Origin of the sequence: Ponticaulis profundi (assembly GCF_042659465.1) — a bacterium.
Lineage (GTDB): Bacteria > Pseudomonadota > Alphaproteobacteria > Caulobacterales > Hyphomonadaceae > Ponticaulis > Ponticaulis profundi.
Map to the genome: position 1 here is coordinate 352863 of NZ_JBHSSW010000066.1, position 25053 is coordinate 377915.

At 53.8% G+C, this 25053-nt stretch carries 20 protein-coding genes and 1 tRNA gene; 15 read left to right on the top strand and 6 right to left on the bottom strand.

The genetic code is table 11. The features are described from left to right. Positions 1 to 14: 14 nt before the first annotated feature. The 4 genes from ACFQDM_RS17645 (at position 15) to ACFQDM_RS17660 (ending at position 3426) form a co-directional block, all read left to right on the top strand. Positions 15 to 1109 (top strand): CaiB/BaiF CoA transferase family protein, encoded by a 1095-nt coding sequence (locus ACFQDM_RS17645; RefSeq protein WP_377382498.1) that lies wholly within the window; start codon positions 15 to 17, stop codon positions 1107 to 1109. Between the two features lie 11 nt (positions 1110 to 1120). Further along, entirely contained in the window at positions 1121 to 1849 is a 729-nt protein-coding gene (locus tag ACFQDM_RS17650; protein WP_377381515.1) for a histidine phosphatase family protein, read from the top strand. A 243-nt stretch (positions 1850 to 2092) separates the two neighbouring features. Beyond that, positions 2093 to 2797 carry a CoA transferase subunit A gene (locus tag ACFQDM_RS17655; protein ID WP_377381518.1) on the top strand — a complete coding sequence of 235 codons (705 nt, stop codon included), beginning with the start codon at positions 2093 to 2095 and terminating at the stop codon, positions 2795 to 2797. Positions 2798 to 2799: 2 nt separating this feature from the next. Beyond that, positions 2800 to 3426: a 3-oxoacid CoA-transferase subunit B gene (locus ACFQDM_RS17660; RefSeq protein WP_377381521.1), complete on the top strand. Its 627-nt coding sequence runs from the start codon at positions 2800 to 2802 to the stop codon at positions 3424 to 3426. Positions 3427 to 3448: 22 nt separating this feature from the next. On the opposite strand, the gene ACFQDM_RS17665 is transcribed toward ACFQDM_RS17660, so the two are convergent. Further along, entirely contained in the window at positions 3449 to 6790 is a 3342-nt protein-coding gene (locus tag ACFQDM_RS17665) for a transglutaminase family protein (RefSeq protein ID WP_377381524.1), read from the bottom strand. Positions 6791 to 6933: 143 nt separating this feature from the next. Here ACFQDM_RS17665 and ACFQDM_RS17670 point away from each other — a divergent pair, with 143 nt between their 5' ends. The 3 genes from ACFQDM_RS17670 to ACFQDM_RS17680 all read left to right on the top strand — a co-directional run bounded on the left by ACFQDM_RS17670 (position 6934) and on the right by ACFQDM_RS17680 (position 10234). Then, positions 6934 to 8343: a circularly permuted type 2 ATP-grasp protein gene (locus ACFQDM_RS17670; RefSeq protein WP_377381527.1), complete on the top strand. Its 1410-nt coding sequence runs from the start codon at positions 6934 to 6936 to the stop codon at positions 8341 to 8343. A gap of 1 nt (position 8344) precedes the next feature. Beyond that, positions 8345 to 9367: an alpha-E domain-containing protein gene (locus ACFQDM_RS17675; RefSeq protein WP_377381529.1), complete on the top strand. Its 1023-nt coding sequence runs from the start codon at positions 8345 to 8347 to the stop codon at positions 9365 to 9367. A 135-nt stretch (positions 9368 to 9502) separates the two neighbouring features. Next, on the top strand, positions 9503 to 10234 hold the full coding sequence (locus ACFQDM_RS17680) for a peptidase (protein ID WP_377381532.1): 732 nt from the start codon (positions 9503 to 9505) through the stop codon (positions 10232 to 10234). A 4-nt stretch (positions 10235 to 10238) separates the two neighbouring features. Here the strand turns inward: ACFQDM_RS17680 and ACFQDM_RS17685 are convergent, their stop codons facing one another. Next, positions 10239 to 11093, bottom strand: a complete 855-nt coding sequence (locus ACFQDM_RS17685; protein ID WP_377381535.1) for a formyltetrahydrofolate deformylase — start codon at positions 11091 to 11093, stop codon at positions 10239 to 10241. Positions 11094 to 11242: 149 nt separating this feature from the next. Between ACFQDM_RS17685 and galE the strand changes: the two genes are divergently transcribed. The 5 genes from galE to ACFQDM_RS17710 all read left to right on the top strand — a co-directional run bounded on the left by galE (position 11243) and on the right by ACFQDM_RS17710 (position 16504). After that, a complete protein-coding gene (galE, locus tag ACFQDM_RS17690; RefSeq protein ID WP_377381537.1) occupies positions 11243 to 12229 on the top strand; it encodes a UDP-glucose 4-epimerase GalE in 987 nt (328 codons plus the stop codon). Beyond that, on the top strand, positions 12229 to 13353 hold the full coding sequence (locus ACFQDM_RS17695; protein ID WP_377381540.1) for a glycosyltransferase: 1125 nt from the start codon (positions 12229 to 12231) through the stop codon (positions 13351 to 13353). The genes galE and ACFQDM_RS17695 overlap by 1 nt, the downstream gene beginning before the upstream one ends. A gap of 138 nt (positions 13354 to 13491) precedes the next feature. Further along, on the top strand, positions 13492 to 15684 hold the full coding sequence (locus ACFQDM_RS17700) for a PQQ-dependent dehydrogenase, methanol/ethanol family (protein WP_377381543.1): 2193 nt from the start codon (positions 13492 to 13494) through the stop codon (positions 15682 to 15684). 78 nt (positions 15685 to 15762) lie between these two features. Continuing rightward, positions 15763 to 15838 (top strand) — tRNA-Val (locus ACFQDM_RS17705). A 54-nt stretch (positions 15839 to 15892) separates the two neighbouring features. Beyond that, positions 15893 to 16504, top strand: a complete 612-nt coding sequence (locus tag ACFQDM_RS17710; protein ID WP_377381545.1) for a class I SAM-dependent methyltransferase — start codon at positions 15893 to 15895, stop codon at positions 16502 to 16504. A 12-nt stretch (positions 16505 to 16516) separates the two neighbouring features. Here the strand turns inward: ACFQDM_RS17710 and ACFQDM_RS17715 are convergent, their stop codons facing one another. The 4 genes from ACFQDM_RS17715 to ACFQDM_RS17730 are packed head-to-tail and all read right to left on the bottom strand — an operon-like array spanning position 16517 to position 20506. Then, positions 16517 to 17584, bottom strand: a complete 1068-nt coding sequence (locus tag ACFQDM_RS17715) for a prenyltransferase (RefSeq protein WP_377381548.1) — start codon at positions 17582 to 17584, stop codon at positions 16517 to 16519. Continuing rightward, entirely contained in the window at positions 17581 to 18312 is a 732-nt protein-coding gene (locus ACFQDM_RS17720; RefSeq protein WP_377381550.1) for a class I SAM-dependent methyltransferase, read from the bottom strand. Before ACFQDM_RS17720 ends, ACFQDM_RS17715 begins: the two co-directional genes overlap by 4 nt. Next, complete coding sequence (locus ACFQDM_RS17725) at positions 18312 to 19619, bottom strand: glycosyltransferase family 4 protein (protein WP_377381552.1); 1308 nt, start codon at positions 19617 to 19619, stop codon at positions 18312 to 18314. The genes ACFQDM_RS17720 and ACFQDM_RS17725 overlap by 1 nt, the downstream gene beginning before the upstream one ends. After that, positions 19616 to 20506 carry an acyl-CoA thioesterase gene (locus ACFQDM_RS17730; protein ID WP_377381554.1) on the bottom strand — a complete coding sequence of 297 codons (891 nt, stop codon included), beginning with the start codon at positions 20504 to 20506 and terminating at the stop codon, positions 19616 to 19618. The genes ACFQDM_RS17725 and ACFQDM_RS17730 overlap by 4 nt, the downstream gene beginning before the upstream one ends. Before the next feature lie 265 nt (positions 20507 to 20771). Between ACFQDM_RS17730 and glmS the strand changes: the two genes are divergently transcribed. From glmS to ACFQDM_RS17745, 3 genes are all read left to right on the top strand, one after another. Next, positions 20772 to 22604: a glutamine--fructose-6-phosphate transaminase (isomerizing) gene (gene glmS / locus ACFQDM_RS17735; protein WP_377381557.1), complete on the top strand. Its 1833-nt coding sequence runs from the start codon at positions 20772 to 20774 to the stop codon at positions 22602 to 22604. Between the two features lie 63 nt (positions 22605 to 22667). Beyond that, positions 22668 to 24029, top strand: a complete 1362-nt coding sequence (gene glmM, locus ACFQDM_RS17740; protein ID WP_377381560.1) for a phosphoglucosamine mutase — start codon at positions 22668 to 22670, stop codon at positions 24027 to 24029. Then, on the top strand, positions 23983 to 25047 hold the full coding sequence (locus ACFQDM_RS17745; RefSeq protein WP_377381563.1) for a GDP-mannose 4,6-dehydratase: 1065 nt from the start codon (positions 23983 to 23985) through the stop codon (positions 25045 to 25047). Before glmM ends, ACFQDM_RS17745 begins: the two co-directional genes overlap by 47 nt. Positions 25048 to 25053: the final 6 nt, after the last annotated feature.

Consider the following 25053-nt stretch of genomic DNA (forward strand, 5'->3'; position numbering starts at 1 on the left):
TGGAGGAAATCGTCATGGGGAAGGGACCGCTTTCAGGGCTCAAGATTGTAGAATTTGCAGGTATTGGCCCTGGGCCTTTCTGCGGCATGTTGCTCTCAGATCAGGGCGCAGATGTTATTCGCATTGATCGCAAAGGCCCGGGCCGAGATGCACCGCATGATGTGCCTGGCCGCGGTCGGCGATCTGTGGCACTTGATTTGAAGGATCCAAAGGACATCGAGACAGCTTTGCAGCTCATCAGCAAAGCAGATGGCCTGATCGAAGGGTTCCGCCCGGGCGTCATGGAACGTCTTGGTCTCGGCCCGGATGTCGCGCTCGAGCGCAATCCTGCGCTCGTATATGGTCGTATGACAGGTTGGGGCCAGACCGGCGCACTTTCCCATTCAGCCGGCCATGACATCAACTATATTTCAATTACAGGCGGCCTGCACGCCATGGGCCGCGCAGGTGAGCCACCTGCACCACCTCTCAATCTGGTGGGCGACTATGGAGGCGGCGCGCTCTACCTTGCTTTCGGCTTATGCGCCGGTCTTCTCCATGCAAAATCGACAGGCGAGGGGCAGGTGATCGACGTAGCCATGAGCGACGGAGCCGCTTCCCTGCTGGCAATGTTCTACGGCATGCGCTCTGCGGGCATCTGGACAGACGAGCGTGCCAACAACATGCTCGATGGCGGCGCCCATTTCTACGACACGTATGCTTGTTCAGATGGAAAGTTCATCTCCATCGGATCGATCGAGCCGCAATTCTACGCCATCCTGCTGGAGAAAGCAGAGCTTTCCGATCCGCAGTTCCAAAAACAGATGGATCGCGCTTCATGGCCGGAGCTCAAAGACAAGATCGCAGCAGTCTTCAAAACAAAAACGCGAGATGAATGGTGCGAAATCATGGAAGGCACCGACATTTGCTTTGCGCCAGTTCTGTCCATGGAAGAAGCGCCAAACTACAAGCACAATGTCGATCGTGGCACTTTCCAGACCGTGTCAGGCGTGGTCCAACCGGGCGTCGCGCCTCGCTTCCTGAAAACACCGGGTGAGATTCAAGGACCGCCTCCAAAGATCGGCGAACATACGGATGAAGTTCTGAAGGATTGGGGCGTCCAGTCTTAATGGAGTAAATCTTGGTATTTTTACCTGGTACAACGGGCCGGCGGCGCATCTATTTGATGCGTCACGGTCATGTTGATTATTTTTCAAAGGAAGTCGTCGACAGCAAGGATCCCCGTCTTGCAAGACTGACGCCTCAAGGTATCGCTCAGGCTCAGGCAGCCGGCGAGGCGCTTTCGGACATCGGGTTCGATATCGCGATCTCTTCCGGCTTGAGGCGTACCCGTGAAACTGCAGAGCATGTTCTGAATCGTCAGAATGTGTCCGCCGCGCAATTGGAACACGACCCACGTTTAGAAGAACTCCATTCCGGTCAATACATCGAATTTGAGAGTCGCGAGCAGCTCGCTGCTACCATGACCTTCCAGTTCGAGAATGCGCACGAGCCGAATGCTAGTTTCTTCGATGGGGGAGAGCGGTTCGACGTTGCGCTCGAACGTTCCGTTGAAGCCATTCGGGACCTGCTAAGTCGTCCCAACTGGGCCACGGCACTTGTGGTCGCTCATGAAGGCATTAACCGCATCCTTTTGAGCTGGATGTGTCATGCGGACCTGAACGCGTCTGCGAGCTTTGAGCAGGATACCGGGTGCATCAATATTCTGGATTTTGATCTCATCCCGGATGGAGATAGCAACAAGATCGAACGGCGCATTATCAAATCAATCAATCTAACGCCTGAGAACTATCTCAAACACGGTATGAACCTTCGCAGTCTCGAAGCAATCTTTCATCGTGAGGACTGATCGATTCCTGAACAGAACATAACAAACGGGAACAGCAAGCGTTCAGATTCGTTTTGTTAGACATAAGCACAGACCAAGACGTGGTTGAGCCCGTCTTGTCTTTGTGTCCTTCTTGAAACTCGCCGGCCCTCGGGCCGGCGTTTTTTTCTACCGCTATGATATTCAACAGGTGTTGAAAAACGGCTAGTGATCCGACATGTTGCCGCCAACAATGATGAAGGATACCGGAGGGACTGTTTTCGCATGAACAAATTATACTCAGACGCCAAAGCTTCTTTGGACGGGCTGCTGTTTGATGGCATGACCATCATGTCAGGCGGTTTCGGACTTTGCGGCATTCCCGAGCTGCTGATCGCGGCCATTCGCGACTCAGGTGTCAAAGACCTGACGATCATTTCCAACAATGCGGGTGTCGATGACTTCGGTCTCGGCTTGCTGCTCGAAACGCGCCAGATCAAAAAAATGATCTCGTCCTATGTCGGTGAGAACAAAGAGTTCGAACGCCAGTATCTGAATGGCGAACTCGAACTCGAATTTAATCCGCAGGGTACGCTGGCTGAACGTTGCCGCGCTGGCGGCGCTGGTATTCCAGGCTTCTATACCAAAACCGGTGTGGGAACGATGGTTGCGGACGGCAAAGAACACAAAGAATTCAACGGCGAGACCTATATTCTTGAAACCGGGCTGGTTGCAGACCTGTCGATCATCAAAGCCTGGAAAGGCGACGCACAGGGCAATCTGATCTATAATAAAACCGCGCTCAATTTTAATCACGATATGGCAACAGCCGGAAAAGTGACGATTGCGGAAGTTGAAGAAATTGTACCCGTCGGAACCTTCGATCCAGCCAACATTCACACGCCTGGTATCTTCATCCAGCGCCTGATCTCGGGTCCGCACGAGAAACGAATCGAAAAAGTCACAACACGCAAGCGCGAGGAGGCGTAACCATGCCATGGACACGTGACGAAGTTGCTGCGCGCGCCGCTCAGGAGCTCGAAGACGGATTCTATGTCAATCTCGGCATTGGCATTCCGACACTCGTATCGAACTATATTCCCGACGGCATGGACGTAACGCTCCAGTCGGAGAACGGTATGCTAGGCATGGGCGCTTTTCCTTTCGAAGGAGAAGAAGACCCAGACGTGATTAACGCGGGTAAACAGACAATAACCGAACTGGACCGTACGTCTTACTTCACGTCTTCAACCAGCTTTTCCATGATCCGGGGCGGTCACATCAATCTGGCTATTCTCGGTGCGATGGAAGTCGCTGAGAATGGTGACCTTGCGAACTGGATGATTCCCGGAAAGCTCGTGAAAGGCATGGGCGGAGCGATGGACCTGGTTGCTGGTGTGAAACGCATTGTTGTTGTGATGGATCACACGAACAAAGCGGGCGAAACCAAGCTTCTGAAAGCCTGCACGCTCCCCCTGACAGGCACCGGCGTCGTTGATCGCATCATCACCGATCTTGGCGTGTTCGACGTTGTCGAAGGTGGCCTGAAAATAGTAGAGGTCGCTCCCGGCGTCACAGAAGACGAAATCCGCGAGAAAACCGAAGCGACGCTCGTTTAAAAACAGTTCCGATCTGCGCTGGTTAGCTCCAGCGCAGATCAAGCGTGTTCGGGAAACGTGGGTCCTGATGGATATATCTCGGTACGAAATGGCCTGGCGTATGTCCATTCGGATTGAAAGCGGCGATTCGGCGGCCTTCCGCCTCCAGCGCATTGACAGGCCGCGTTTCGAAATTGCGACCGCCCGGATGCGCCGGATAATAGGTACATCCTCCGATCGATCGACCAAGTCGAGGATCATATAGATCAAACACCAGCGGTCCATGCGGGAAGATCGTTGGATGCAGGCAGGACGCTGGTAGCCACGTTCGATACCGGACGCCTGAGAACTGCGAACCACTCAGTTCATCAAAGCGAAGCGGAACGACCACGCCGTTGCAAAGCAGCTGCTTGTGATGGAGGTCCCCTTCGACCTTTACTTCGATACGCTCCATAGATGAGTCCACGAACCGTGTCGTACCACCAACGGCACCTTCCTCACCCAGAACGTTCCACTGCTCGAGCGCATGGCGCAGTTCGATCGTCAAGCCATCGTACCGGACCTTGCCGATCCATGGGAAGCGAAATTCAAAATGTGCCTCGAACCAGCTCGGATCGATTACAACGCCTGTGCCCTCGCTGACCTCCTGAATGACAGCCTTCAGATCGCGCCAAAGAATGTGGGGCAGCATATACTTGTCGTTCAGGTCAGTGCCATGAGGCTTCAACGGAGCGGTGTACGGCGTGGTCCAGAACCAGGCGATCAAGGCCCTTAGAAGCAATTGCTGCGCAAGGTTCATCTCTGAGTGCGGAGGCATTTCAAAACTGCGGAACTCGACGAGGCCCAACCGCCCGGTCGGTCCATCCGGCGAATAGAGCTTATCGATGCAGATCTCAGATCTATGCGTATTGCCCGTCACATCTACCATTAGATGGCGCAGCACACGATCAACCAGCCAGGGCGGAGCATATTGCCCCTGTGCAGGTAATTGCTTGAGCGCCAGTTCCATCTCATAGAGTTGGTCATGACGTGCTTCATCAATTCGAGGCGCCTGACTGGTGGGGCCGATGAAAGTACCCGCGAAGAAATAGCTGAGCGCAGGATGGTGCTGCCAATAGCGGATGATCGAGCCAAGGAGATCCGGGCGACGCAGGAACGGGCTGTCATTTGGTGAGGCACCGCCGACGACCAGATGCGCGCCGCCGCCAGAACCGGTTGGGCGTCCATTGATCAGGAAGGAAGAAGAATCGAGACCGCAACGTCTTGCTTCTTCATAGAGCGTCTTGGTCAGATGAGATAAATCTTCCCAATTCGATGTTGGATGAACATTGACCTCAATCACGCCCGGATCCGGAGTTACCTTAATCTCACTGATACGTGGATCACGCGGTGGAGGATAACCTTCCAGACGAACCGGCAAGCCTGTCATTTGAGACGCTTCTTCAACGGCCGAAATCAGATCAATATAAGCTTCCGCAGAGTAGACGGGCGGAAGAAACACACACAGATGCCCGTCGCGATGTTCGACGGAAAGCGCTGTTCGAATGCCAGCCTGAATATAATCACGTTCCGGCTCTCGCTTGGAGGTCCATACGGTCTCCATCTCCGGCGAGGCGGTTTCGCTCTGTTGTTTCGGTACTGCGCCCCTTGAGCCCGAAGATGGCAACGGCCCTTGAATATCGAATGGATCGATTGGAATCAGGCCGGGATAAAGAATCGGATCAAGCTCCGGCAAGGACTGCAATGGTAGCCGGAAGCCTGCCGGGCTGTCGCCCGGGATCAGGAAGAGTTTGTCACGCCGCGATCTCCAGATTTCAGACATCCAGTCAAACGAACGCCCCCGAGCATTTCTGGCCTGATTGGCCTGAACCGGAATTACGAACCCCTTTGGTTTCCCAATGCCTTGCTCAAACACACGGGCGAGGGCGCGGCGTTCCTCGGATTTCTTGAGCTTCGGGTCGGTTGGTTCAATATTTATCGGAAGCTTTGCTTCTCCCATAATATACTCGGCTGGATCTTCGAAGATTGGCTGTGCGCAATCGATCGAAAGATCGAGCCGGTCTGCAATCGCATGAGCCAGTGCCTCAGCCTCGGCCGGCCCGTTTTGAGCCGGAGCTGATTCCTGCTGGATCAGGCTGTCATTCTTCCACAGAGGCTCCCCATCATTTCGCCAGTACAAGGCAAATGCCCAGCGCGGCAGAGGTTCACCCGGATACCATTTGCCCTGTCCGTGAGTCAGCAGGCCGTTCGGCGCAAAACGGGTTTTGAGGCGTCGAATGAGATTATCCGCGTAAGTGCGCTTCGTAGGACCGACGGCATCAACCGTCCATTCGGGTGCGTCCCGGTCGATCTCAGCAACAAATGTCGGCTCTCCGCCCATTGTCAGACGAACATCATGTTCGTTCAGAATGTCATCGATTTGCAGACCAGCGATGTGGATGGCCTTTGACTGAGATTCCGTGACCGGCTTCGAGTGCCGCGGCGGATCAATCAACCGCTCGACTTTCATCTCGAAATCAAACTCAACCTCACACGGCTCAAGTCCGCCCGAAATTGGCGCTGCTGAAGATGGAACCGGTGTAGCAGCGAGTGGGATGTGCCCCTCGCTGGCAAACAGGCCCGATGTCGGGTCCAGACCAATCCAGCCTGCACCAGGCACATACACTTCAACCCATGCATGAAGGTCGGTGAAGTCTTCTTCCGGACCGGATGGACCGGAAATGGAGGCCATGTCAGCGGTCAATTGAACCAGATAGCCAGATACGAAACGCGATGCCACACCAAGGTCTCTGAAGATGTTTGCCAGCAACCAGCTTGAATCGCGGCAAGAGCCTTTCTTCAGTGTCAGCGTTTCTTCCGGGTCCTGAACTCCAGGTTCCATCCGGATCACATAGTCGATTTCACTTTCGACCATCTGGTTCAACGCAACAAGCGCATCAACGGTCGAAAGTTTGTCCTTCTTGCTCCCTTTCCACAGGATGCGCGCCGCTTCCAGAAAGGCTTTATAACGCTCGCCCGCCCCATAGGACTTCAGATATGGTCTCAGGTCTTTTTTGATATCCGCATCGTATTTGAAAGGTGCGGTCTGGGCGCTTTCCTCGAGAAAGAAGTCAAACGGATTGATCGCGATCATGTCGGCGACCACATCAATCTCAACTGAGAATTCTTTTGTTTTTTCAGGGATCACAACGCGGGCAAGGTAGTTGCCGAACGGGTCCTGTTGCCAGTTGATGAAGTGCTCTTTCGGAGTCACGATCTGGCTGTAGCTCACAATGGGTGTGCGACAGTGAGGGGCAGGGCGAAGTCGAATGACCTGAGGTCCCATCATCACAGGGCGATCATAGGAGTAAGCGGTGCGGTGTGTCAGTCCAATGCGTATGCTCATGCATAATCGCTAGCGCTGGAATCATGACAGCTGCAACCAAAACAATCACTTTCCTGAATTTTTTTGCATTGCTGGCTTTGTTCGTGGCGCTGACCATGTCAGCGTGCTTGAAAATCCGAAGGTGAGTGGGAAGAGCGTATTATATGTTTGATGAAATGTCTCATAATGGGGTTCTTCGGTCCGGCTATGAACGCATTGCCGACTGGATAGCGAAAACGCCTCATGAAGACCTCGTGCGTGCCTCTGCGGAAGCTGAAACCTTGTTTCGACGGATTGGCATCACCTTCGCAGTTTATGGTGAGGGCGGTGATCCGGAACGATTAATTCCCTTCGACCTGATCCCACGTATCTTTTCTGCCAGCGAATGGGAGACTATGGAAGCCGGCGTCATTCAGCGTGCCAGAGCCCTGAATGCCTTTATCCAGGACGTCTATAATGATGGGCGCATCATTGCGGAACGGATCGTTCCGCAAGAGTTCATCTTTGGAAATGAAGCGTTCGAGCCCGTCATGAAGGGCGTTGCTGTCCCGAAGAACGTGTATTCACACATCTCCGGAATTGATGTCATCCGAACAAGCGATGACGGCTTTTATGTGCTTGAGGATAATTGCCGGACACCTTCCGGTGTTTCCTATGTTCTGGAAAACCGGCGCATGATGACCCGCTTGTTCCCCGATCTCTTTGCATCGGGCGACATCGCGCCCGTCGATACCTATCCAGACCTTCTGCGTCAGACCATGGAAAGTGTGGCTCCAGCCGATACCACCGGCTCACCGAACTGCGTGATCCTGACACCTGGTCACTTCAACAGCGCTTATTACGAACACTCTTTCCTCGCCGATGAAATGGGTATTCCGCTCGTTGAGGGAACGGACCTGTTCGTCGAAGATGACAAGGTTTACATGCGAACGACACGTGGCCCGGAAAGGGTTCACGTCATCTATCGCAGGATCGATGATGCATTTCTTGATCCGCTCCAGTTCCGACCCGAGTCTGTGCTCGGCGTACCTGGACTCATGAAATCGTATCTTGCAGGCGGCGTGACGATCATCAATGCGCCTGGAACTGGCGTCGCAGATGACAAAGCCATCTACTGCTATGTTGAGGATATGATCCGCTTCTATCTCAGCGAAGAGCCAATTCTGAAGAATGTCGAAACATGGAAATGCAGCGATCCTGCTCAACTCAGTCATGTGCTCGACAATATCGGCGAGCTCGTGGTCAAGGAAGTTCATGGATCAGGCGGTTATGGCATGTTGATTGGACCAAAATCTACCAAGGAAGAGCAGGAAGCATACGCAGCACGCGTGAAGGCCAATCCTGCCGGTTTCATTGCCCAGCCAACCCTATCGCTTTCCACCTGTCCGACATTGGTGGAAGAAGGCGTCGCGCCTCGTCACGTTGATTTCCGACCTTTCGTACTGTCGGGAGAAACGGTTCAGGTGACACCAGGCGGGCTGACCCGTGTTGCGCTTCGCGAAGGCTCTCTGGTTGTTAATTCAAGCCAGGGCGGCGGCGTGAAAGACACTTGGGTACTGACGGAGACAAACTGATATGTTGAGCCGAGTTGCAGAAAATCTTTTCTGGATTGCGCGCTCCGTTGAGCGCGCAGACAATGTCGCCCGATTGATTGATACGGCGCGCCGTATGGTGACGCTTCCGAATAAGACAGGTCGTGATCTCTCGAATGAGTGGTCTTCCATTCTGATTGCCGCAGGTGCGAGCACCACGTTCCAGGGTGACCTCGATGGCGCGACACGTGAGCAAACAATCGAACACCTGGTCGCGGATCCAACCAACCCGTCGAGCATTTATAACAGCATTAAAAACGCCCGCGAAAACGCTCGCGCCATTCGCTTCGGCCTGACGTCTGAAGTTTGGAGCAGCCTCAACACGGCATGGAATGAACTACCGCATCAGATCGCAAGCCTCCGCGCACGAAAATCCTATCTCGCCGACTTTGTCGATTGGGTGAAAACCACTCAAGCCCAATATCGCGGCTCCGTAGAGGGTACGATGGTGCGAGACGACAGTCTGGAGTTCCTTCGCCTGGGAAGTCATATCGAGCGCGCTGATGCCACCGCACGTATTCTCGACGTGAAATATCACGTTCTGCTGCCATCTCTCGGAGAGATCGGTGGAACGCTCGACCAGTATCAATGGGTTTCATTGTTGCAAGCGGTCGGAGTGCAACGCGCTTACCACTTTGTGACGCGCTCGGACGTTTCGCGGAAAGGCGTTGCAAGCTTCCTGATACAGAACGAATTCAATCCGCGCTCAATGGCTTATTGTACCTTCCGGCTTGTGTCTTCACTCGAGGCACTGGGACAGATTTACGGCAAGGAGCCTCCCGCCACACAGACGGCGCGCAACACATTGCAGGCTTTGCGTACCGTCGATATCGACGCCGTTCTCGATAAAGGACTGCACGAGTATCTGACGGATTTCATTGTCGGAAACGCAGGCCTTGCAGGCGGAATCGCGCATGACTTCGCTTTTGTGCCATCCGATCCCGTGCCTGCCTATGAACCACCAGAGGACAAAGTGGGTCGGCAGACGCAAATACAGACGTCTTAGAGGCAAACGTTCCGGCTCTGGACGAGAAGCAAGCGACAATTTCACAAAATAGTCGATGGAAAGCGAAAATAGCCCGTTCACAAAAGGGCGAAGCTGCGCTTTCTTCCGCACAAGATTGCATAAAAGGGGGTCTCTATGACCTATTGTGTGGGCATTAAGCTGAACCAGGGGCTGGTTCTGCTCTCGGACACGCGCACCAACGCGGGCGTCGATAACATCTCAAAGGTCAAGAAGCTGTTCACCTGGCAGGTTCCCGGTGAGCGCATCATTTCCATGATGACCGCTGGCAATCTTGCCATCACTCAGGCTGTGATCAGTGAGATCAACGAGCGTATCGAAGCACCGAATCCAAACGAGCCCACCATCTTTTCTGCGCCGACCATGTTTGAAGTTGCCCAGGTTGTCGGTGACACCATGCGCAAAATTCAAAATCGCTATGGTCCTGGCTTGGCCGCACGAAATGTCGACTCCGGTGCAACTATCTTGGTTGCCGGACAACGTGTCGGCGGCGCACCGAGACTGTTTCTGGTCTATGCGGCTGGCAATTTCATCGAAGCGACCGAAGATTCCCCTTTCTTCCAGCTGGGTGAGCACAAATACGGCAAACCAATCCTCGACCGTGTCATCAACGTTGACACGGATATTCAGGACGGAGTCATCTGCGCCTTGTTATCGATGGACTCGACGATCCGATCCAACCTGACGGTCGGGATGCCACTGGACCTTGCAGTTATTCGGACAGATTCGCTGGAGTTTGAGCAGATACGTCGCATTGAGGCAGACGATCCGAAATTCTTTGAATTTTCGAACGCCTGGTCTAACGCGCTTCGCGAAGCCTTCAGCGAAATGAGAATGATGGACGTTTAGTCCATCAGGACAGAACGACTGTTTTCATTCCGTTCAGGAAGACCCGGTTCTCAGCATAAGCTTTGACGGCACGTACAAGCGCTGCTGCTTCCAGCGACCGTCCCATGGCAACAAAGTCTTCCGGTGAATGGGTGTGGTCTACATCCTGCGTGACCTGCGCAAGGATTGGGCCTTCATCGAGGTCCGCCGTCACAAAGTGGGCTGTCGCGCCGATCATCTTCACACCCCGCTGGTGTGCGCGATGATATGGACGTGCGCCTTTGAAGCTCGGCAAGAACGAGTGGTGGATGTTGATACATTTGCCCGCCAGCTTTTCGCAGGTCTCATTTGTGAGAATTTGCATGTAGCGCGCCAAAACCACAAGCTCTGCGCCGCTCTGCTCGATAATATCGAACATGGCGCGCTCTGCCGCTTCCTTCGTGTCAGCTGACACTGGCACGGTGTGAAATGGAAGGCCCCAGTGCTGCAGCTCCGGTGCAAGGTCCGGGTGGTTGGATAGAATTCCGACCGGCTCGATTGCCAGTTCGCCAGTGCGGGCGCCATACAGCAAAGCGTTTGCACAGTGATCGAGCTTGGACACCATGATCAGGGTTTTGATCTTGCGCGCCTCATCCAGTATTTGCCAGTCGGCCTCCAGTAAAACGCCAGTGTCGGCCAGGTCCTTTTCCAGCGCATCGAGAGAAAAGTCCTCACACTCGGGTTTGAAGGACAAACGCAGGAAGAAGGTTTGCGTCGCTGGATCACCAAATGAGCGAGAGCGGCTGATGAAGCAATGATGCTTCAACAATACGTTCGAGATCGCTGCAATAATGCCAGACCGGTCTTTGCAAGACAGTATGAGACGATAGGAATCAGCCATTGGTATTCTTCTTTTGCGTCTGAAAAGTCAGATCATTTCGCTGCTGGCTCTAGCGTGAGACTTATGCTGTGTGCAATGGAGCTTTATTGAAACAAGACATATTCTGACGAATTCGGTCCGATCGCATTCGTTTGAGACAGGGAATCATCGTGTCGAAGAAAGTATTTGTCACCGGTGGCGCCGGCTTCGTCGGCAGCCATAGCTGCAAGGCCTTTTCGAAAGCGGGCTGGGACATTGTTGTCTACGACAATCTAAGCCGCGGTTGGTCTGAGTTCGCCAAATGGGGCGATCTGATCGAGGGTGATCTTCTGGACCGGCAAGCGCTATCGAAAGCAATCCGTGATACCAAGCCGGACCTGGTCGCTCACTTTGCAGCCTTCGCATACGTCGCTGAGAGCATGAACCATCCCGGCATGTACTATCAAAACAATGTTCAAGGCACGGTGAACCTGCTCGAAGCCATGCGTGAAAACGAAGTGAAGAACATCATCTTCTCATCCAGCTGCGCGACCTATGGCATTTCGGAACAGTTGATCACCGAAGAAACACCTCAAAAGCCGATCAATCCTTATGGCGCCTCCAAAATGATGGCAGAGCGCGTGATCCAGGACTTCGAGCAGGCGTATGGCATCCGCCATTTCATTCTACGCTACTTCAATGCAGGTGGCAGCGACCCCGACCATGAGATCGGCGAACGTCACGATCCAGAGCCACACGTGATCCCGCTCGCAATCAAAGGAGCGACAGACGAAAGCTTCAAGTTCCAGATCAACGGAAGAGACTTCGATACTCGGGATGGGACCTGCGTCCGCGACTATGTACATGTCTGCGATCTGGCACGGGCTCACGCACTGGCTGGAGATTATCTGATCGATGGGAAGCCGTCGCAGATCGTCAATCTCGGCACAGGGCAGGGGACGAGCATTCTGGAACTGGCAAATGCCGTCAGCGAGGTTATTGGCAGGCCACTCGACGTCTCCTATGTGGATCGACGTCCAGGTGACCCTCCGTCTCTAGTTGCTTCCTGCGCCAAGGCCGGAGACGTACTCGGCTGGAAGCCGGAAATGTCAGACATCGACACCATTGTCCGTACTGCGTGGGAATGGATGGAAATCGAAAAAGGCAGGACACTATAATGCCATCGCCGCGTAATATTCTGGCCTATTCCGACAAGCTCTTCACCCCGTCGGAGAGCTTTATCCCGCGTGGTTATCGTTCCTTTTCAGAACTTCGCCCCGTCTTCATAGGACATGAACTCAAAGGCCCTGTGCCGCCAGAGTTTGAAGCGCTTCAACTCGGCGACTACCACGGCATGTTCGGTGAGGCCGGCTTCAAGCAATTCGGCGTCATCTCTGCTGAGCTCGAGGACAAGCTACGGTCTTTTGATCCCGTGGCTATCCACGCGAGTTTTGGCAAGTCCGGCGCTTATGCCCTTCCAATCGCCCGAAAACTCAATCTACCACTCATCGTCACTTATTATGGCGGCGATGCGACCAAGACGTCGAATACAAAAGAGTCAGCCTTCCGCGTCTATAACCGGCGCCGCGCTGACCTCTGGAAGGAAGCAGACCTGATCCTGCCATGCTCCGATTTCATCCGACGCGAGCTCCTGTCAAAAGGCGCTCCCGATCAAAAGATGGTCGTGCATCACAACACAGCGGATCCCGAGCGCTTCTCCCCAGGCGAGAAGCAAAAAATCATTCTCTTTGCGGGTCGCTGGACCGAGAAGAAGGGCATCGAAACGCTGATTGACGCATTGGCCACGCTTGGTCCCGCTCTGGCGGACTGGCGCGTTCGGCTCCTTGGCGACGGCGAGCTGAAGGAAGAGCTGGTCGCGCGCTTGAACGCAGCGGGCGTTGCCGCTGAACTTCCCGGCTGGATTCCAGCCGACGAGATGCCGAGCCATTTTGCCGAAGCCATGATCGCCTGCGTGCCATCACAGCGAGCGTCTTCGGGCGACGCCGAGGGCCTGCCACTTGTCTGCATTGAAGCTATGCTTTCAGAATGCGCTCTGGCTGCAACTTACCATGCGGGTATTCCGGAATGCGTCAAAGATGGCGAAACTGGCTATCTGGTCGAGGAAAAAGATAGCGTTGCTCTGGCGGACCGGTTTCTACGCATGATCTCTGACCCCGACGCGACGCGTGCAATGGGAATAGCCGGACGAGAATTCGCATTGTCTGACTTCAACCTAATCAATCAGTCAAAGCGCCTTGAATCCATGATCAAAGACTGCGCTATCAAAGCGGGCACTCTCTAAACACGTCTAATTTGCTTCCAAACCCTCTGACCTATCGGTTTTCATAGTCGTCGACCGTGCCAAATACTTGCTTTGTTAAAGCAAGCGGTTCAAATTGAACCAAACGACTTAAAGATCGTGCACTCGAGGGAGAGAACAATGCAAAAGTTTCGTATGGCGGTGCTCGCCAGTACGGCAGCACTGGCGATGGCGTCCTGCGGCCAAAACCAGCAAGCAGAAGATACGCCCGTTGTCACAGAAACGACGCCTGCGATCGAAACGACGAATTCCGCTGAGTTTGCCAATGTTACCAGCGACCGGCTTCGAAATGCTTCTGCTACGCCGGAAGAATGGCTGACATATGGCTTCAACTATGCCGAACAACGTTTCTCACCGCTCGAACAGATCAATACTGAGAACGCCTCAGAGCTTGGTGTCGCCTGGACCTACAACCTGACGACAAATCGCGGCGTTGAATCGACGCCGATTGTCGTCGACGGCACAATGTATGTCACATCCGCCTGGTCGGTCGTTCATGCGCTGGATGCAAAAACCGGCGAAGAAAAATGGGTTTATGATCCCGGCGTCGATCGCTCCGTTGGTGTGAATGCGTGTTGCGATGTCGTGAACCGCGGCGTCGCCGTCTACGAAGGCAAAATCTTTGTCGGCGTTATTGATGGCCGCCTCGAGGCACTTGATGCCAAGACGGGCGATGTCGTTTGGAGTAAGGTGACGGTCGATCAGTCAAAGCCTTATACAATCACTGGCGCCCCACGGGTTGTGGATGGTCGCGTCTTTATCGGCAATGGTGGCGCAGAGCTCGGCGTGCGCGGTTACATCTCTGCTTATGATGTCGATACCGGAGACATGGACTGGCGTTTCTACACCGTACCCAACGCGGAAAAAGAACCGGACAATGCTGCGTCCGATAGCGCGTTCGAAAAGGTCGGAAATGTCTCCTGGGGGGAAGAGGGCGACTGGAAGAATTCTGGAGGTGGCGGCACTGTCTGGGATTCCATCGTCTACGATCAGGTAAATGACCTCATCATTTTCGGGGTGGGTAATGGCTCGCCATGGAATCAGAAATTCCGCGACCCGTCAGGTAAGGACAATCTCTTCCTTTCATCCATTGTGGCCGTAAAACCCGACACAGGCGAATATGTCTGGCACTTCCAGACCACACCTGGCGACAACTGGGACTACACAGCGACGCAAACTCTGATCCTGGCCGATCTTCCACTCGGAGAGGAAGGCGAGGCGCGCCGCGTTGTCATGCAGGCACCGAAGAATGGCAATTTCTATGTGCTTGATGCAGCAAGCGGAGAGTATATTTCCGGCAACAATTATGTGCCCCAGAACTGGAGCTCCGGTCTGGATGAAAATGGTCGTCCAATCGAACTGGCGCAGGCTCGTTATGGCGATACGCCATTCCTTCAAACGCCAGGTCCACTTGGCGGTCATAACTGGCAACCAATGGCATTTAATCCAGAATTGAATCTCGCCTACATACCGGCGCAGGAGGTGCCACAAGCATATCAGACGGACGCCCAGTTCTGGGAAAACCCGGCGATCTGGAATACAGGTTCAGACTTTGCGGCCGGCGTTCCTGTCGAACCGCCACCAGAAGTGTTCAAAGCTGCTCGAGCTGGCCTCAAGGGGCGCCTGATTGCCTGGGATCCGATCAAGCAGGAAGCCCGCTGGAGCGTTGAGCACGGCAATGCGTGGAATGGCGGTGTTCTGGCTACGGCCGGTGGCCTGGTGTTTCAGGGCAAACTTGATGGGACATTCTCCGCCTATGATGCGGCGACAGGCGAAGAAAAATGGACGTCCAATCTCAAGGCAGGTGGCGCATCTGGTCCTGGCACTTTCATGATCGATGGCGAGCAGTATGTAACCATCACCACCGGCTGGGGATCTGCATTCGGTCTCGCAGGCGGATTCGGCTATGACGAAACAGTTCCTCCGATTGTGGGGAAAGTCGTTACATACAAGCTCGGCGGTACAGGTGAAATTCCTGATCCAGAACTCGAGCCAATGCCGAGAGAACCACATGCGGATGTGTTTGGTGATGAGGAAATGTGGAAGGACGGGTCTGTCTCGTATGCACGTCTCTGCGCTGTTTGCCACGGTCCTTTTGCTGTGAGTTCAGGCGTTCTGCCGGATCTGAGGTGGTCAGCAATCGCTGGCGACCCAGAGGCGTGGAAATCCGTAGTGATTGACGGAAATCTTTCTTCTAACGGCATGGTATCGTTTGCTGAAGTCCTGTCAGAGGATGAAGCTGAGGCGATCCGCGCCTATGTTGTGAAGCAGGCGCACGTGGCAAAAGACGCTGAATCCACAGAAACTGAATAAATCTTGCTGGCAAGTGAGTATTCTTCTCACTTGCCTCTTGACCTCGCGTGCTTTTTTAGGGATTTGTGCGCGCCTCAGGGGCGGTTAGCTCAGTTGGAAGAGCATCTCGTTTACACCGAGAGGGTCAGCGGTTCGAGCCCGTTACCGCCCACCATTTTCCTGAAGACGTCATGGCCGATACGGGCCTCACGAGTATGGCAGATTTTCAGTGAAACTTCCGATCGATATAGGTGACGTAAAAGGCTTCATGCCGAAGGCAGAAGGCGAGGCGCTGTACGCCATCGCTTTGGAGCAGGCCGCCAAAGGCCCGATTGTGGAAATCGGCACTTATTGTGGAAAGTCGGCCGTCTATATCGGGACGGCATGCAAGCTTTCAAAGAGCCATTTGTTTGCGATCGATCATCACCGTGGATCTGAGGAGAATCAGCCGGATTGGGAACACCATGATCCGGAGACCTGGGACTCTCAGGCCAATGCGATGGATACGCTTCCGTTTCTGAGAACGACGCTTAGAAGGGCAGGCCTGGAAGAGACGGTTATACCTGTCGTCGGCAGATCAGAAACAATTGGCCGCTACTGGCTCACACCGCTCTCTATGCTCTTCATTGATGGCGGACATGGTCGCGAACCCGCAAGGACAGATTATCGTGTTTGGTCTGGCAAGGTCATGCGCGGAGGGATTCTCGCCATCCACGACGTGTTCGAGAATCCAGCTGACGGCGGCCGGCCACCATATGAAATTTACTGCCTTGCGATTGAGTCGGGCCTGTTCGAAGAAATTCAGCAAGCAGGCTCTTTAAGGCTCCTGAGGCGCCTCTGAGTGAAGGGACGTTCAGGCGTGGCTGGCGAGCACACGTTCTGTAGCAGATCCACGACGTAACGCATCAACTGCAAGAATCATTGCCGCCTGTGTCCAGGATGGCTTCTCCAGCGGCCAGTACAGCTTTTCAGCATACTGGTAGCCCATCCAGAATGCACCATCTTCGTCTCGGTGGTTGAACTGGAGTTCGATCAGTTCTGCAGCGATGTCGCGTCCGCCTAGTCCGATCAGAGTAATCGCGAGCTCCGCGGTCTCTGCGATGGTTACCCAAGGTTCGGTCAGAACGCAGTGGCACCCGAGATCTGGCACAACAAAGTCGTTCCAATGTCGGCGCAACAACATGTTGGCGTCATGCCCTTTGACCGCGCCGCCCATGGCCGGGTAGTACCAGTCCATCGCATACTTCATTCGGTCTTCACCATTACGATCGAACCGCTCTGGCTTGTTTGTCAAAGCCTCATCCAGCATACTCAAAGCTCGACGATAGGCTTGCAATTCCTTCGTCTCTCCGAGCACGTTCGCGATCTTGATGGCGCACTCAAGACTCTTTCGAATAGACCCATTACCGGCCCTGAGCGAATCATCCGGCCCCATGGATTTCGCTTCCGTCGACCATGCGATGTCGCCATGTTCTGATTGTAGCGAGAGGACGAACTCAAACGCAGCACGAACCATGGGCCAGAAAGTACGAAGATCGGCAGCGTCACTCCGGCTGACATAGCGGTGCCACAAGCCGACGGCGCAATACGCAGTGAAATTCGTGTCGCGGAAGGTGCCATTCGACTCTCGGCTCATATGGTAGAGGTCCGCCATGGGAACTGTATTGCCATAATCACCTTCCCAGGCGCCGTCCGAGAGCTGCGTTTTCTGAAGATACGAAAACGCGCGATCGGCTGCTTCGTGCTCACCCATGACTTCTAGCGCCATTGCCCCTTCGGTATGGTTCCATGCATCCCAAATCCCGTCAGAAAACCAGCCAATCGCGCCGTCTTCAGTCTGGATTTCCAGCAGCAACTGAGTGGGGGTCTGAAGACGCCGATCGAGGTGAACAGGCTTTCGCTTGAGCTGGATTGTGGTCATTTTTCATTGGCCTCAAAATACAGCGCGACGCTTTTGCCCATGATTGGGGAAGTGATGGCGTCCAGAAATCGCGTCAGAATGGGTTTCTTCATCAGATCCCAGACAAGGAAGTTATGATAGAGCTTGATCAACCAATGGGTGTCCCGTTGGTCCCAAAGCGCACATTTTAACCACCAGTAAGGCGAATGAAGGCCGTGTGTATGATGCTTGCGCTGAAACGTAAAGCCCGCATTGACCAGTTCATATTTCAGAGCCGTGTCATCGAAAATGCGAATATGTCCGCCCGGCTCAAATGGATATCCGCCCGGAGGGGGCGCCAGTCTCCAGCACATACGCTCAGGCCAGCCGTGTGGCACTGTGATCCCGAGTTTCCCACCGGGTTTCAGAACCCGTCGCATTTCCAAAATAGCAGCTGGGTAATTGTCCAGATGTTCCAGTACTTCCGAGCAAATCACCACGTCGAAGCAGTCGTCTTCAAAAGGCAGCTCGTATGCACTTGCCTGCATGAAGCTTGTGTCGCCAGTTGGGTACGTGTCTGAACTTTGCCTGTCTAAATATTCGATCCCTTCGCGCGCTTTAGCGAGTGACGGCTCATCGATATCAACGCCGACAACATTGATACCGTCCACCATATGAAAGCCGTGCACATGCCGGCCTTCACCGCAACCAAGATCCAGCACGCGCTGTCCTGGCTTCAGGTCGAGGTGTTTGAATTTTACCGTCAGCATCAACGTGCAATGGCCTCTTCGATCACCGTTTCATAAACTGGTGCAATCCGGCTCCAATTGAAGGTGAGTTGCGCGCGTTCAAAAGCCCGCCGACCCAGTTCTGCCTTTAGTTCGTCTGATTGCTTAAAGAATGTCCGCAGCGCCGTCGCGAGCGCCTCTGGATCGGCTTTCGGAACGACAAGTCCAGCGTCTCCCACGACTTCTGGAAGGGCGCCGCCATCCGTTGTCAGAACGGGTGTGCCGCAGCTCATGGCCTCTGCGCAAGGTAGACCAAACCCTTCATAGAGCGATGGTGTTACAGCGATGCTTGCAGCACAGAATGCGCGCGCGAGTTCTTCTCGCGTGAGGCCGCTTTCGAAGCTTACCATGTCCGAGATGCTAAGCGCTTCCAGTTCCTTGGACGTTGCGCCCTCCCGGAGCTTACCAATCACCTTCAATTTGAGGTCCGGCAGGTCATCACGAAGTTTGGCAACCGCTCGCAGGAGATAGATCAACCCTTTCAAAGGCACATCTGCGCTCGCTGTGGTGATGATCTGAAGCGGTTCGCGTTTAACGTCATCGCGAGGGTGAAAGTCTTCCTGCGCAACGCCCAGCGGGATCACCCGCAATTGCTCAGATTTCAGCCCGAACTCGCGCATTATATCCTTCTTGATCGCGCCGGAAGAGGTGATGTGGATCGGCATCTGGCATGCGACCTTGATTTGCGGCGCAATAAAGCCGTACCAGCGGCGGATCAGCAGGCGCTTGCGGAAGCTTTTTTCTGCATCCAGTGCAAGCTGACGATCCTGTGTAATAGGATGATGGATGATCCCGATAATTGGTGTCTTCTGAAGCGCATCAGACAGGAGGCCCGGAGTCAGTGTCTGATTGTCGATGATGACATCATACTGCGGCTTCTGCTCTGCAAAATAGCGCTTCAGCCTTTCCCCAAACGTCAACGGTTCAGCGAATTTGCCCGTCAGATGAGCGAAATACTCATAGAGATCTTCACCGCGTTTAAAATGCCGCGGGCGCAATGCAAAATGCCCATTATGTGGCTGAGCATAGAGGTCCAGAGAGGGAATCTCGATCACCTTCACCCGCTCATCAACCTCCGGATAGGGTGGGCCGGAAATGATATCCACATCATGACCGCGCTCCACCAGGGCGCGGCTCAGATAGTCCAGATAGATTCCCTGACCACCAACATGCGGCGTCGAGCGATAGGAGAGAATTGCAATCCTGCGCGGTTTATCGGTTTTCGTTGAGTGAACCAGTGTCTCCGCTTCCGCGGCCTCGTCAGTCAACGCACTGCCGGTCATCATCATGAATTCTGTTTCTTTTTTGTCGGGCGGATCAGCCCTTCCTGTGTGACCGACGCGACCAGTCGCCCATCCTTTGTAAAGACCGAACCACGGTTGAAACCGCGCCCGCCCGACGCACTCGGACTATCCTGAGCATACAGCAACCATTCATCGGTCCGGAAAGGCTGGTGGAACCACATGGCGTGGTCGAGGCTCGCCATCTGCACCGTGTCCGTGAAGAAATTCACACCATGTGGACGGACACATGTGTCGAGCAGCGTCATATCTGACGCATAGGCAAGCACGGCGTGATGCAGATGCAGATCGTCACCAATCGTCTTGTTGAGCTTCATCCAGACTGGGCTGTCAGTATCCATCTTAGCTGGATGTTCCATATCCTGCGGCTTCACATAACGAAGCTCAATCGGGCGTGGCACAGACAGAAGCTTTGCCAGTTCGGGATCAGCGGTTTTTGCCAGCGCTAATCGGCTCTCATCTTCTGACATCAGGTTTTCCGGTCCCGGCACATCGGGCATCGCGATCTGATGCTCAAAGCCTGCTTCCTCGACCTGGAAGGATGCTGCGAGATTGAAAATTTGTTCGCCATTCTGAATCGCGACAACGCGTCTGGTGGTGAAACTCCGGCCATTACGTGCCTGATCGACTTCATAAAGAATAGGAATGTTCGGATTACCTGGTCGAATGAAATAGGCATGCATCGAATGACAATGCCTGTCCTCAACCGTCCGGTACGCCGCGACCAGAGCCTGTGCGATCACCTGACCGCCAAACACACGGATAGACCGGGAAGGGGGTGTAATTCCGCGAAATCGATTCACCTCAATGCGCTCAAGATCCAGAATTCGGATCAGCTCATCGACGGATTTTTGCTCCGCTGAAGCGTCAACCATGTCTACCCTCCCGTATTGATGGTGATCATATGCTTACATGTGGCTGAAAGCGATTCCGATTCCAAGGAAAATGAACGAAAAACAATTTGATCAGCACATCCAATCGTTAAATCGCCTCATTGCGGCCCCGCACACGAAACATTTCGGAATATTTTGTCGGAAAAGGTGATGTTTTCAGCTGGTCTCAACCCTTTTCTTACGCGAATTTTTCACGAAGTGATGCTGGAAACAGAATGATCTCAATTGCGAACAGGCAAAAGACAGCATGTGTGGAATTATAGGCATTGTCGGCAGATACCCTGCATCTCCAAGATTGGTGGCGGCACTGAAGCGGCTGGAATATCGCGGATATGATAGCGCTGGCATTGCCACACTTTCTAATGGTGAACTCGACCGTCGACGCAGTGAAGGCAAAATCGCAAATCTCGAATCAGCGCTTTTGTCAGCTCCGCTCGATGGCACCGTTGGTATAGGCCACACCCGTTGGGCAACTCATGGTCCACCAACCACACGCAACGCGCACCCGCATATGCATGATGGTGTTGCAGTTGTGCACAATGGGATCATCGAAAATTATACCGAACTTCGCAAATCGCTTTCGGAAAAAGGCTTTGCGTTCGAAACGGACACGGACACCGAAACTGTACCCGTTCTTCTGTCTTCTCTGATGAAGGAGGGCGTGAGCCCCCAGGATGCTGTTCGTCAGGCACTGAAACTTCTACGCGGTGCATATGCGCTCGCGATTCTCTTTGAATCTCACGACGACATGATGATCGGTGCCCGCAAAGGAAGCCCGCTTGTCATCGGCGTCGGCGAAGGAGAAATGTTTCTGGGATCGGATGCTCTGGCGATCTCACCCTATACAAAACAGGTCATTTATCTTGAAGAAGGCGACTGGTGCGTCCTGACCAAGGCCAGCTACACGATCTACAATGAAGCAGGTGATGAAGTAACCCGCCCGGTCCAGGAGGTCGTGACCGAAGAAGATGAAGCTGGCAAAGGCAATTACCCTCACTTCATGTTGAAAGAGATCTTCGAGCAGCCACGCACAGTGAAACGCACGCTGGATGTTTATACGCATCCCGCGCATCAGACACTTGGCCTCCCACGCGCAGCGGCTGACCAGATCAATCTGGCAGACGTTTCTTCAATCTATATGGTGTCTTGCGGCACTGCGCACTACGCGACGCGGGTCAGCGAATACTGGTTTGAACAGCTGGCTGGCGTACCGAGCAAAACGGACATCGCATCGGAGTTCCGGTATCGCAGACCAGCCCTTGCAAAGAATTCTATCGCGGTTTTCGTGTCCCAGTCCGGCGAAACTGCGGATACACTTGCAGCCTTGCGTTACTGCAAAGAGCAGGGGATCAAAACCGTGGCTATCGTCAATGTTCAGACGTCAACGATTGCGCGTGAAGCTGATGTTGTGCTGCCGACATATGCCGGCCCCGAAATTGGTGTTGCCAGCACCAAGGCTTTCACAGCTCAGCTTGTGGTGCTTCTTGCTTTCGCGGTCGCTATTGCAGAAGCACAGGGGCATCTCGACGAAGCAGAAGTAGCAGCACTCAGCAATGATATTCTGACGGTCAACTCTGCAATTGAGAAAGCTTTGTCTCTTGATGACGTAATCAAGAAGGAAGTCATCCATTTTGAACAAGCAGCTGATGCTTTCTACCTTGGGCGCGGCGTCTACTATCCGCTAGCGCTCGAAGGCGCGCTCAAGCTCAAGGAAATTTCCTATATCCACGCAGAAGGCTTTGCATCGGGCGAACTGAAACATGGTCCGATTGCTCTGATCACGGCGAAGACGCCTGTTGTTTTTATTGCACCGTTTGATGACCTGTTCGAAAAGTCCTTGTCGAACCTACAGGAAGTCGCCGCACGCTCCGGCCCGGTCCTCCTTTTGTCCGATGAAAAGGGAATTGCACACGCGGGCAGTGCGCCAACTCGCTCAATTGCGCTGCCGAACACGCCAGAAATCATCATGCCAATCGTGCAGACGGTTGCCCTACAACTGCTTGCGTATCACGCAGCCGTAGCTTTGGGAACCGATGTGGACCAACCTAGGAACCTGGCGAAATCCGTCACAGTTGAATAATCGCGCGCTTGCTCTCACGTCAGAATTCTAGCAACACCGCGAGTAGCGGTCAGAGGGATAGTAATGGAACAACGCCTGTTCGGAACAGACGGTATTCGTGGACGTGTGAATGCGGGGGCGATCACACCACAGAATCTTGTGCGCCTGGGTGAGGCGATTGGATTCGTCTTGCGCTCTCAGGGAGACAGCAAACCGCGAATTCTGATTGGGCGAGACACACGCAACTCCGGTGTCATGATCGAAGCCGCCATTATTGCCGGGCTCGTCAACGCTGGTGCGGATGCAACAAATTGTGGAATTCTTCCCACGCCCGCCATTGGATTTCTGACCAGGAAGCACGGATATGACATGGGGCTGATGATCACCGCCTCACACAATCCGGCCACGGACAATGGGATCAAACTGTTCGGACGCGACGGGTTCAAGATATCTGAAGAGCTCCAGATAACCCTCGAGCAATGCATTCACAGTGACGATCCGTGTCATGTTGCGTTCGATGAACTCGGCACAACGACTAGCTCACCATCCATGGCTGAAGAATACGTCTCTTTTGCACAAAATTCTGTCGGGCAGGGTGTGTCCTTTCGGGGACTGAAAGTGTGCCTCGATTGTGCGAATGGTGCGGGCACGCATGTTGGCCCTCTCGTCTTTGAAAGCCTTGGTGCAGAGGTTTCCGTTATCGGCAACCTACCGAATGGCTCAAACATCAATGCCGATTGCGGCGCACTGCACACGAAACACCTACAGAATGCCGTTCTGAATACCAAATCGGATATCGGATTCGCGCTTGATGGCGACGCAGACCGGCTGATCGTCGTAGATGAGACTGGTGCAGAAATTGATGGCGATCAGATCATGGGCGCACTGGGGCTTCATTTCGCCGCCAAAGGTATGCTGAACGGCAAGGCGGTTGCAGCGACCATAATGTCCAATCTCGGTCTGGAACGTGCTCTAAGGCAACGCGGAATCTCACTTGAACGAACTAAGGTCGGCGACCGTCACGTTGTGGAGCGTATGCGCGAGAAACAGATCAATATTGGTGGTGAGCAGTCTGGTCACATTGTTCTGACAGACTTCGTCACCACCGGAGACGCGTTGATTGCAGCCCTACAGCTTCTCGCCATCGTGAAGGATCGCGGGGAGCCGGCCAGCAATGTCTTGTCAGTTTTCGATCCCGTGCCTCAAATCCTCGAGAATGTACACTACGGCAAGACTGACCCATTGGTGGATCCATCCGTAAAGGATGCGCTTGCCAAGGCCGAAACGGAACTCGGTGAGACGGGGCGTCTCGTCATCCGAAAATCTGGAACGGAACCCGTCATTCGCGTGATGGTCGAAGCATTGGACCAGAGCGTCGCTGAAAAGGTCGTTCGCCAAATTGTCGCAAAGCTTGAGGCAACCATCCGCGCAGACGGTAACGAATAACATGCCACGGCCGACAGCGCTGATTACTGGAATAGCTGGTCAGGACGGAGCCTATCTTGCGAAGAAACTACTCGATTCCGGATATGATGTCTGCGGTGGCATCAGTCGTCCGCAACAAGACCTCTGGCGCTTGAAGCGACTGGGTATTGATAAACAAGTGCTGCTGTTCCCACTCGATCTGACCAATCATCCGCAAATTGATATGGCGATTGCTGAAATCCGTCCGGACGAGATTTATAATTTTGGTGCTTTATCGTCGTTGGGAAAAACAGAAACGGACAAGATTCTTACCCGAGCGGTAAATTATGAAGGGCCGCTACATCTGTTCCGGCGTGCTCTTGATTTTCACCCTGACGTGCGAATCTTTCAGGCCTCATCTGCATTCGTTTTCGGAGAGCCATCGACCGCGCCGCAAAATGAAAACACAAGCCGCGCTCCCGTTTCAAACTATGGAAAAGCAAAACATGCTTTGGATCTTGAGCTGAAAACCTTGCGGCAACAGGGCGCCTTCGCCGTTTCCGGGATCCTCTATAATCACGAATCCCCGTTAAGAGGGGATGAGTTTGTCAGCCAGAAAATCGTTCAAACGCTCACGCGGATCAAACAGGGCAGCGGCGAGCTACTTCAGCTCGGCGCGCTGGATGATCGTCGGGACTGGAGCTATGCAGGCGACTTTGTGGACGCGATTATACTGGCCATGCAAAGCGAAAAGCCGACCGATTATCTTCTCTCGTCCGGCGAAGTGAATAACGTCAGGGGATGGGTCAATTATTCCGCAAAAACACTTGATTTAAAAATCGTTTTTGAAGGACAGGGCGCAGAAGAATGCGTATTCGATGCCGGCACGGGGCGAAAGATCGCTGAGGTAAATCCAGCCTTCATTCGCGATGAAAATGGCCGCCCACTTGTTGGTGATTCTACGAAGGCAAAAGCCGAACTGGGTTGGCACGCGCAAATGACGTTTCCAGATCTCGTGCGGCGCATGACCGTCGCCGCACTAAGTCGCCAGGGCGTATGACGAACG

What these genes read in the sequence shown, in the direction of transcription:
- ACFQDM_RS17645 (WP_377382498.1), top strand. Translation starts at nt 15, where the DNA reads ATGGGGAAGGGACCGCTTTCAGGGCTCAAGATTGTAGAATTTGCAGGT.
- ACFQDM_RS17655 (WP_377381518.1), top strand. Translation starts at nt 2,093, where the DNA reads ATGAACAAATTATACTCAGACGCCAAAGCTTCTTTGGACGGGCTGCTG.
- ACFQDM_RS17660 (WP_377381521.1), top strand. Translation starts at nt 2,800, where the DNA reads ATGCCATGGACACGTGACGAAGTTGCTGCGCGCGCCGCTCAGGAGCTC.
- ACFQDM_RS17665 (WP_377381524.1), bottom strand. Translation starts at nt 6,790, where the DNA reads ATGAGCATACGCATTGGACTGACACACCGCACCGCTTACTCCTATGAT.
- ACFQDM_RS17670 (WP_377381527.1), top strand. Translation starts at nt 6,934, where the DNA reads ATGTTTGATGAAATGTCTCATAATGGGGTTCTTCGGTCCGGCTATGAA.
- ACFQDM_RS17675 (WP_377381529.1), top strand. Translation starts at nt 8,345, where the DNA reads ATGTTGAGCCGAGTTGCAGAAAATCTTTTCTGGATTGCGCGCTCCGTT.
- ACFQDM_RS17680 (WP_377381532.1), top strand. Translation starts at nt 9,503, where the DNA reads ATGACCTATTGTGTGGGCATTAAGCTGAACCAGGGGCTGGTTCTGCTC.
- ACFQDM_RS17685 (WP_377381535.1), bottom strand. Translation starts at nt 11,093, where the DNA reads ATGGCTGATTCCTATCGTCTCATACTGTCTTGCAAAGACCGGTCTGGC.
- ACFQDM_RS17695 (WP_377381540.1), top strand. Translation starts at nt 12,229, where the DNA reads ATGCCATCGCCGCGTAATATTCTGGCCTATTCCGACAAGCTCTTCACC.
- ACFQDM_RS17700 (WP_377381543.1), top strand. Translation starts at nt 13,492, where the DNA reads ATGCAAAAGTTTCGTATGGCGGTGCTCGCCAGTACGGCAGCACTGGCG.
- ACFQDM_RS17715 (WP_377381548.1), bottom strand. Translation starts at nt 17,584, where the DNA reads ATGACCACAATCCAGCTCAAGCGAAAGCCTGTTCACCTCGATCGGCGT.
- ACFQDM_RS17720 (WP_377381550.1), bottom strand. Translation starts at nt 18,312, where the DNA reads ATGCTGACGGTAAAATTCAAACACCTCGACCTGAAGCCAGGACAGCGC.
- ACFQDM_RS17725 (WP_377381552.1), bottom strand. Translation starts at nt 19,619, where the DNA reads ATGATGATGACCGGCAGTGCGTTGACTGACGAGGCCGCGGAAGCGGAG.
- ACFQDM_RS17730 (WP_377381554.1), bottom strand. Translation starts at nt 20,506, where the DNA reads ATGGTTGACGCTTCAGCGGAGCAAAAATCCGTCGATGAGCTGATCCGA.
- glmS (WP_377381557.1), top strand. Translation starts at nt 20,772, where the DNA reads ATGTGTGGAATTATAGGCATTGTCGGCAGATACCCTGCATCTCCAAGA.
- glmM (WP_377381560.1), top strand. Translation starts at nt 22,668, where the DNA reads ATGGAACAACGCCTGTTCGGAACAGACGGTATTCGTGGACGTGTGAAT.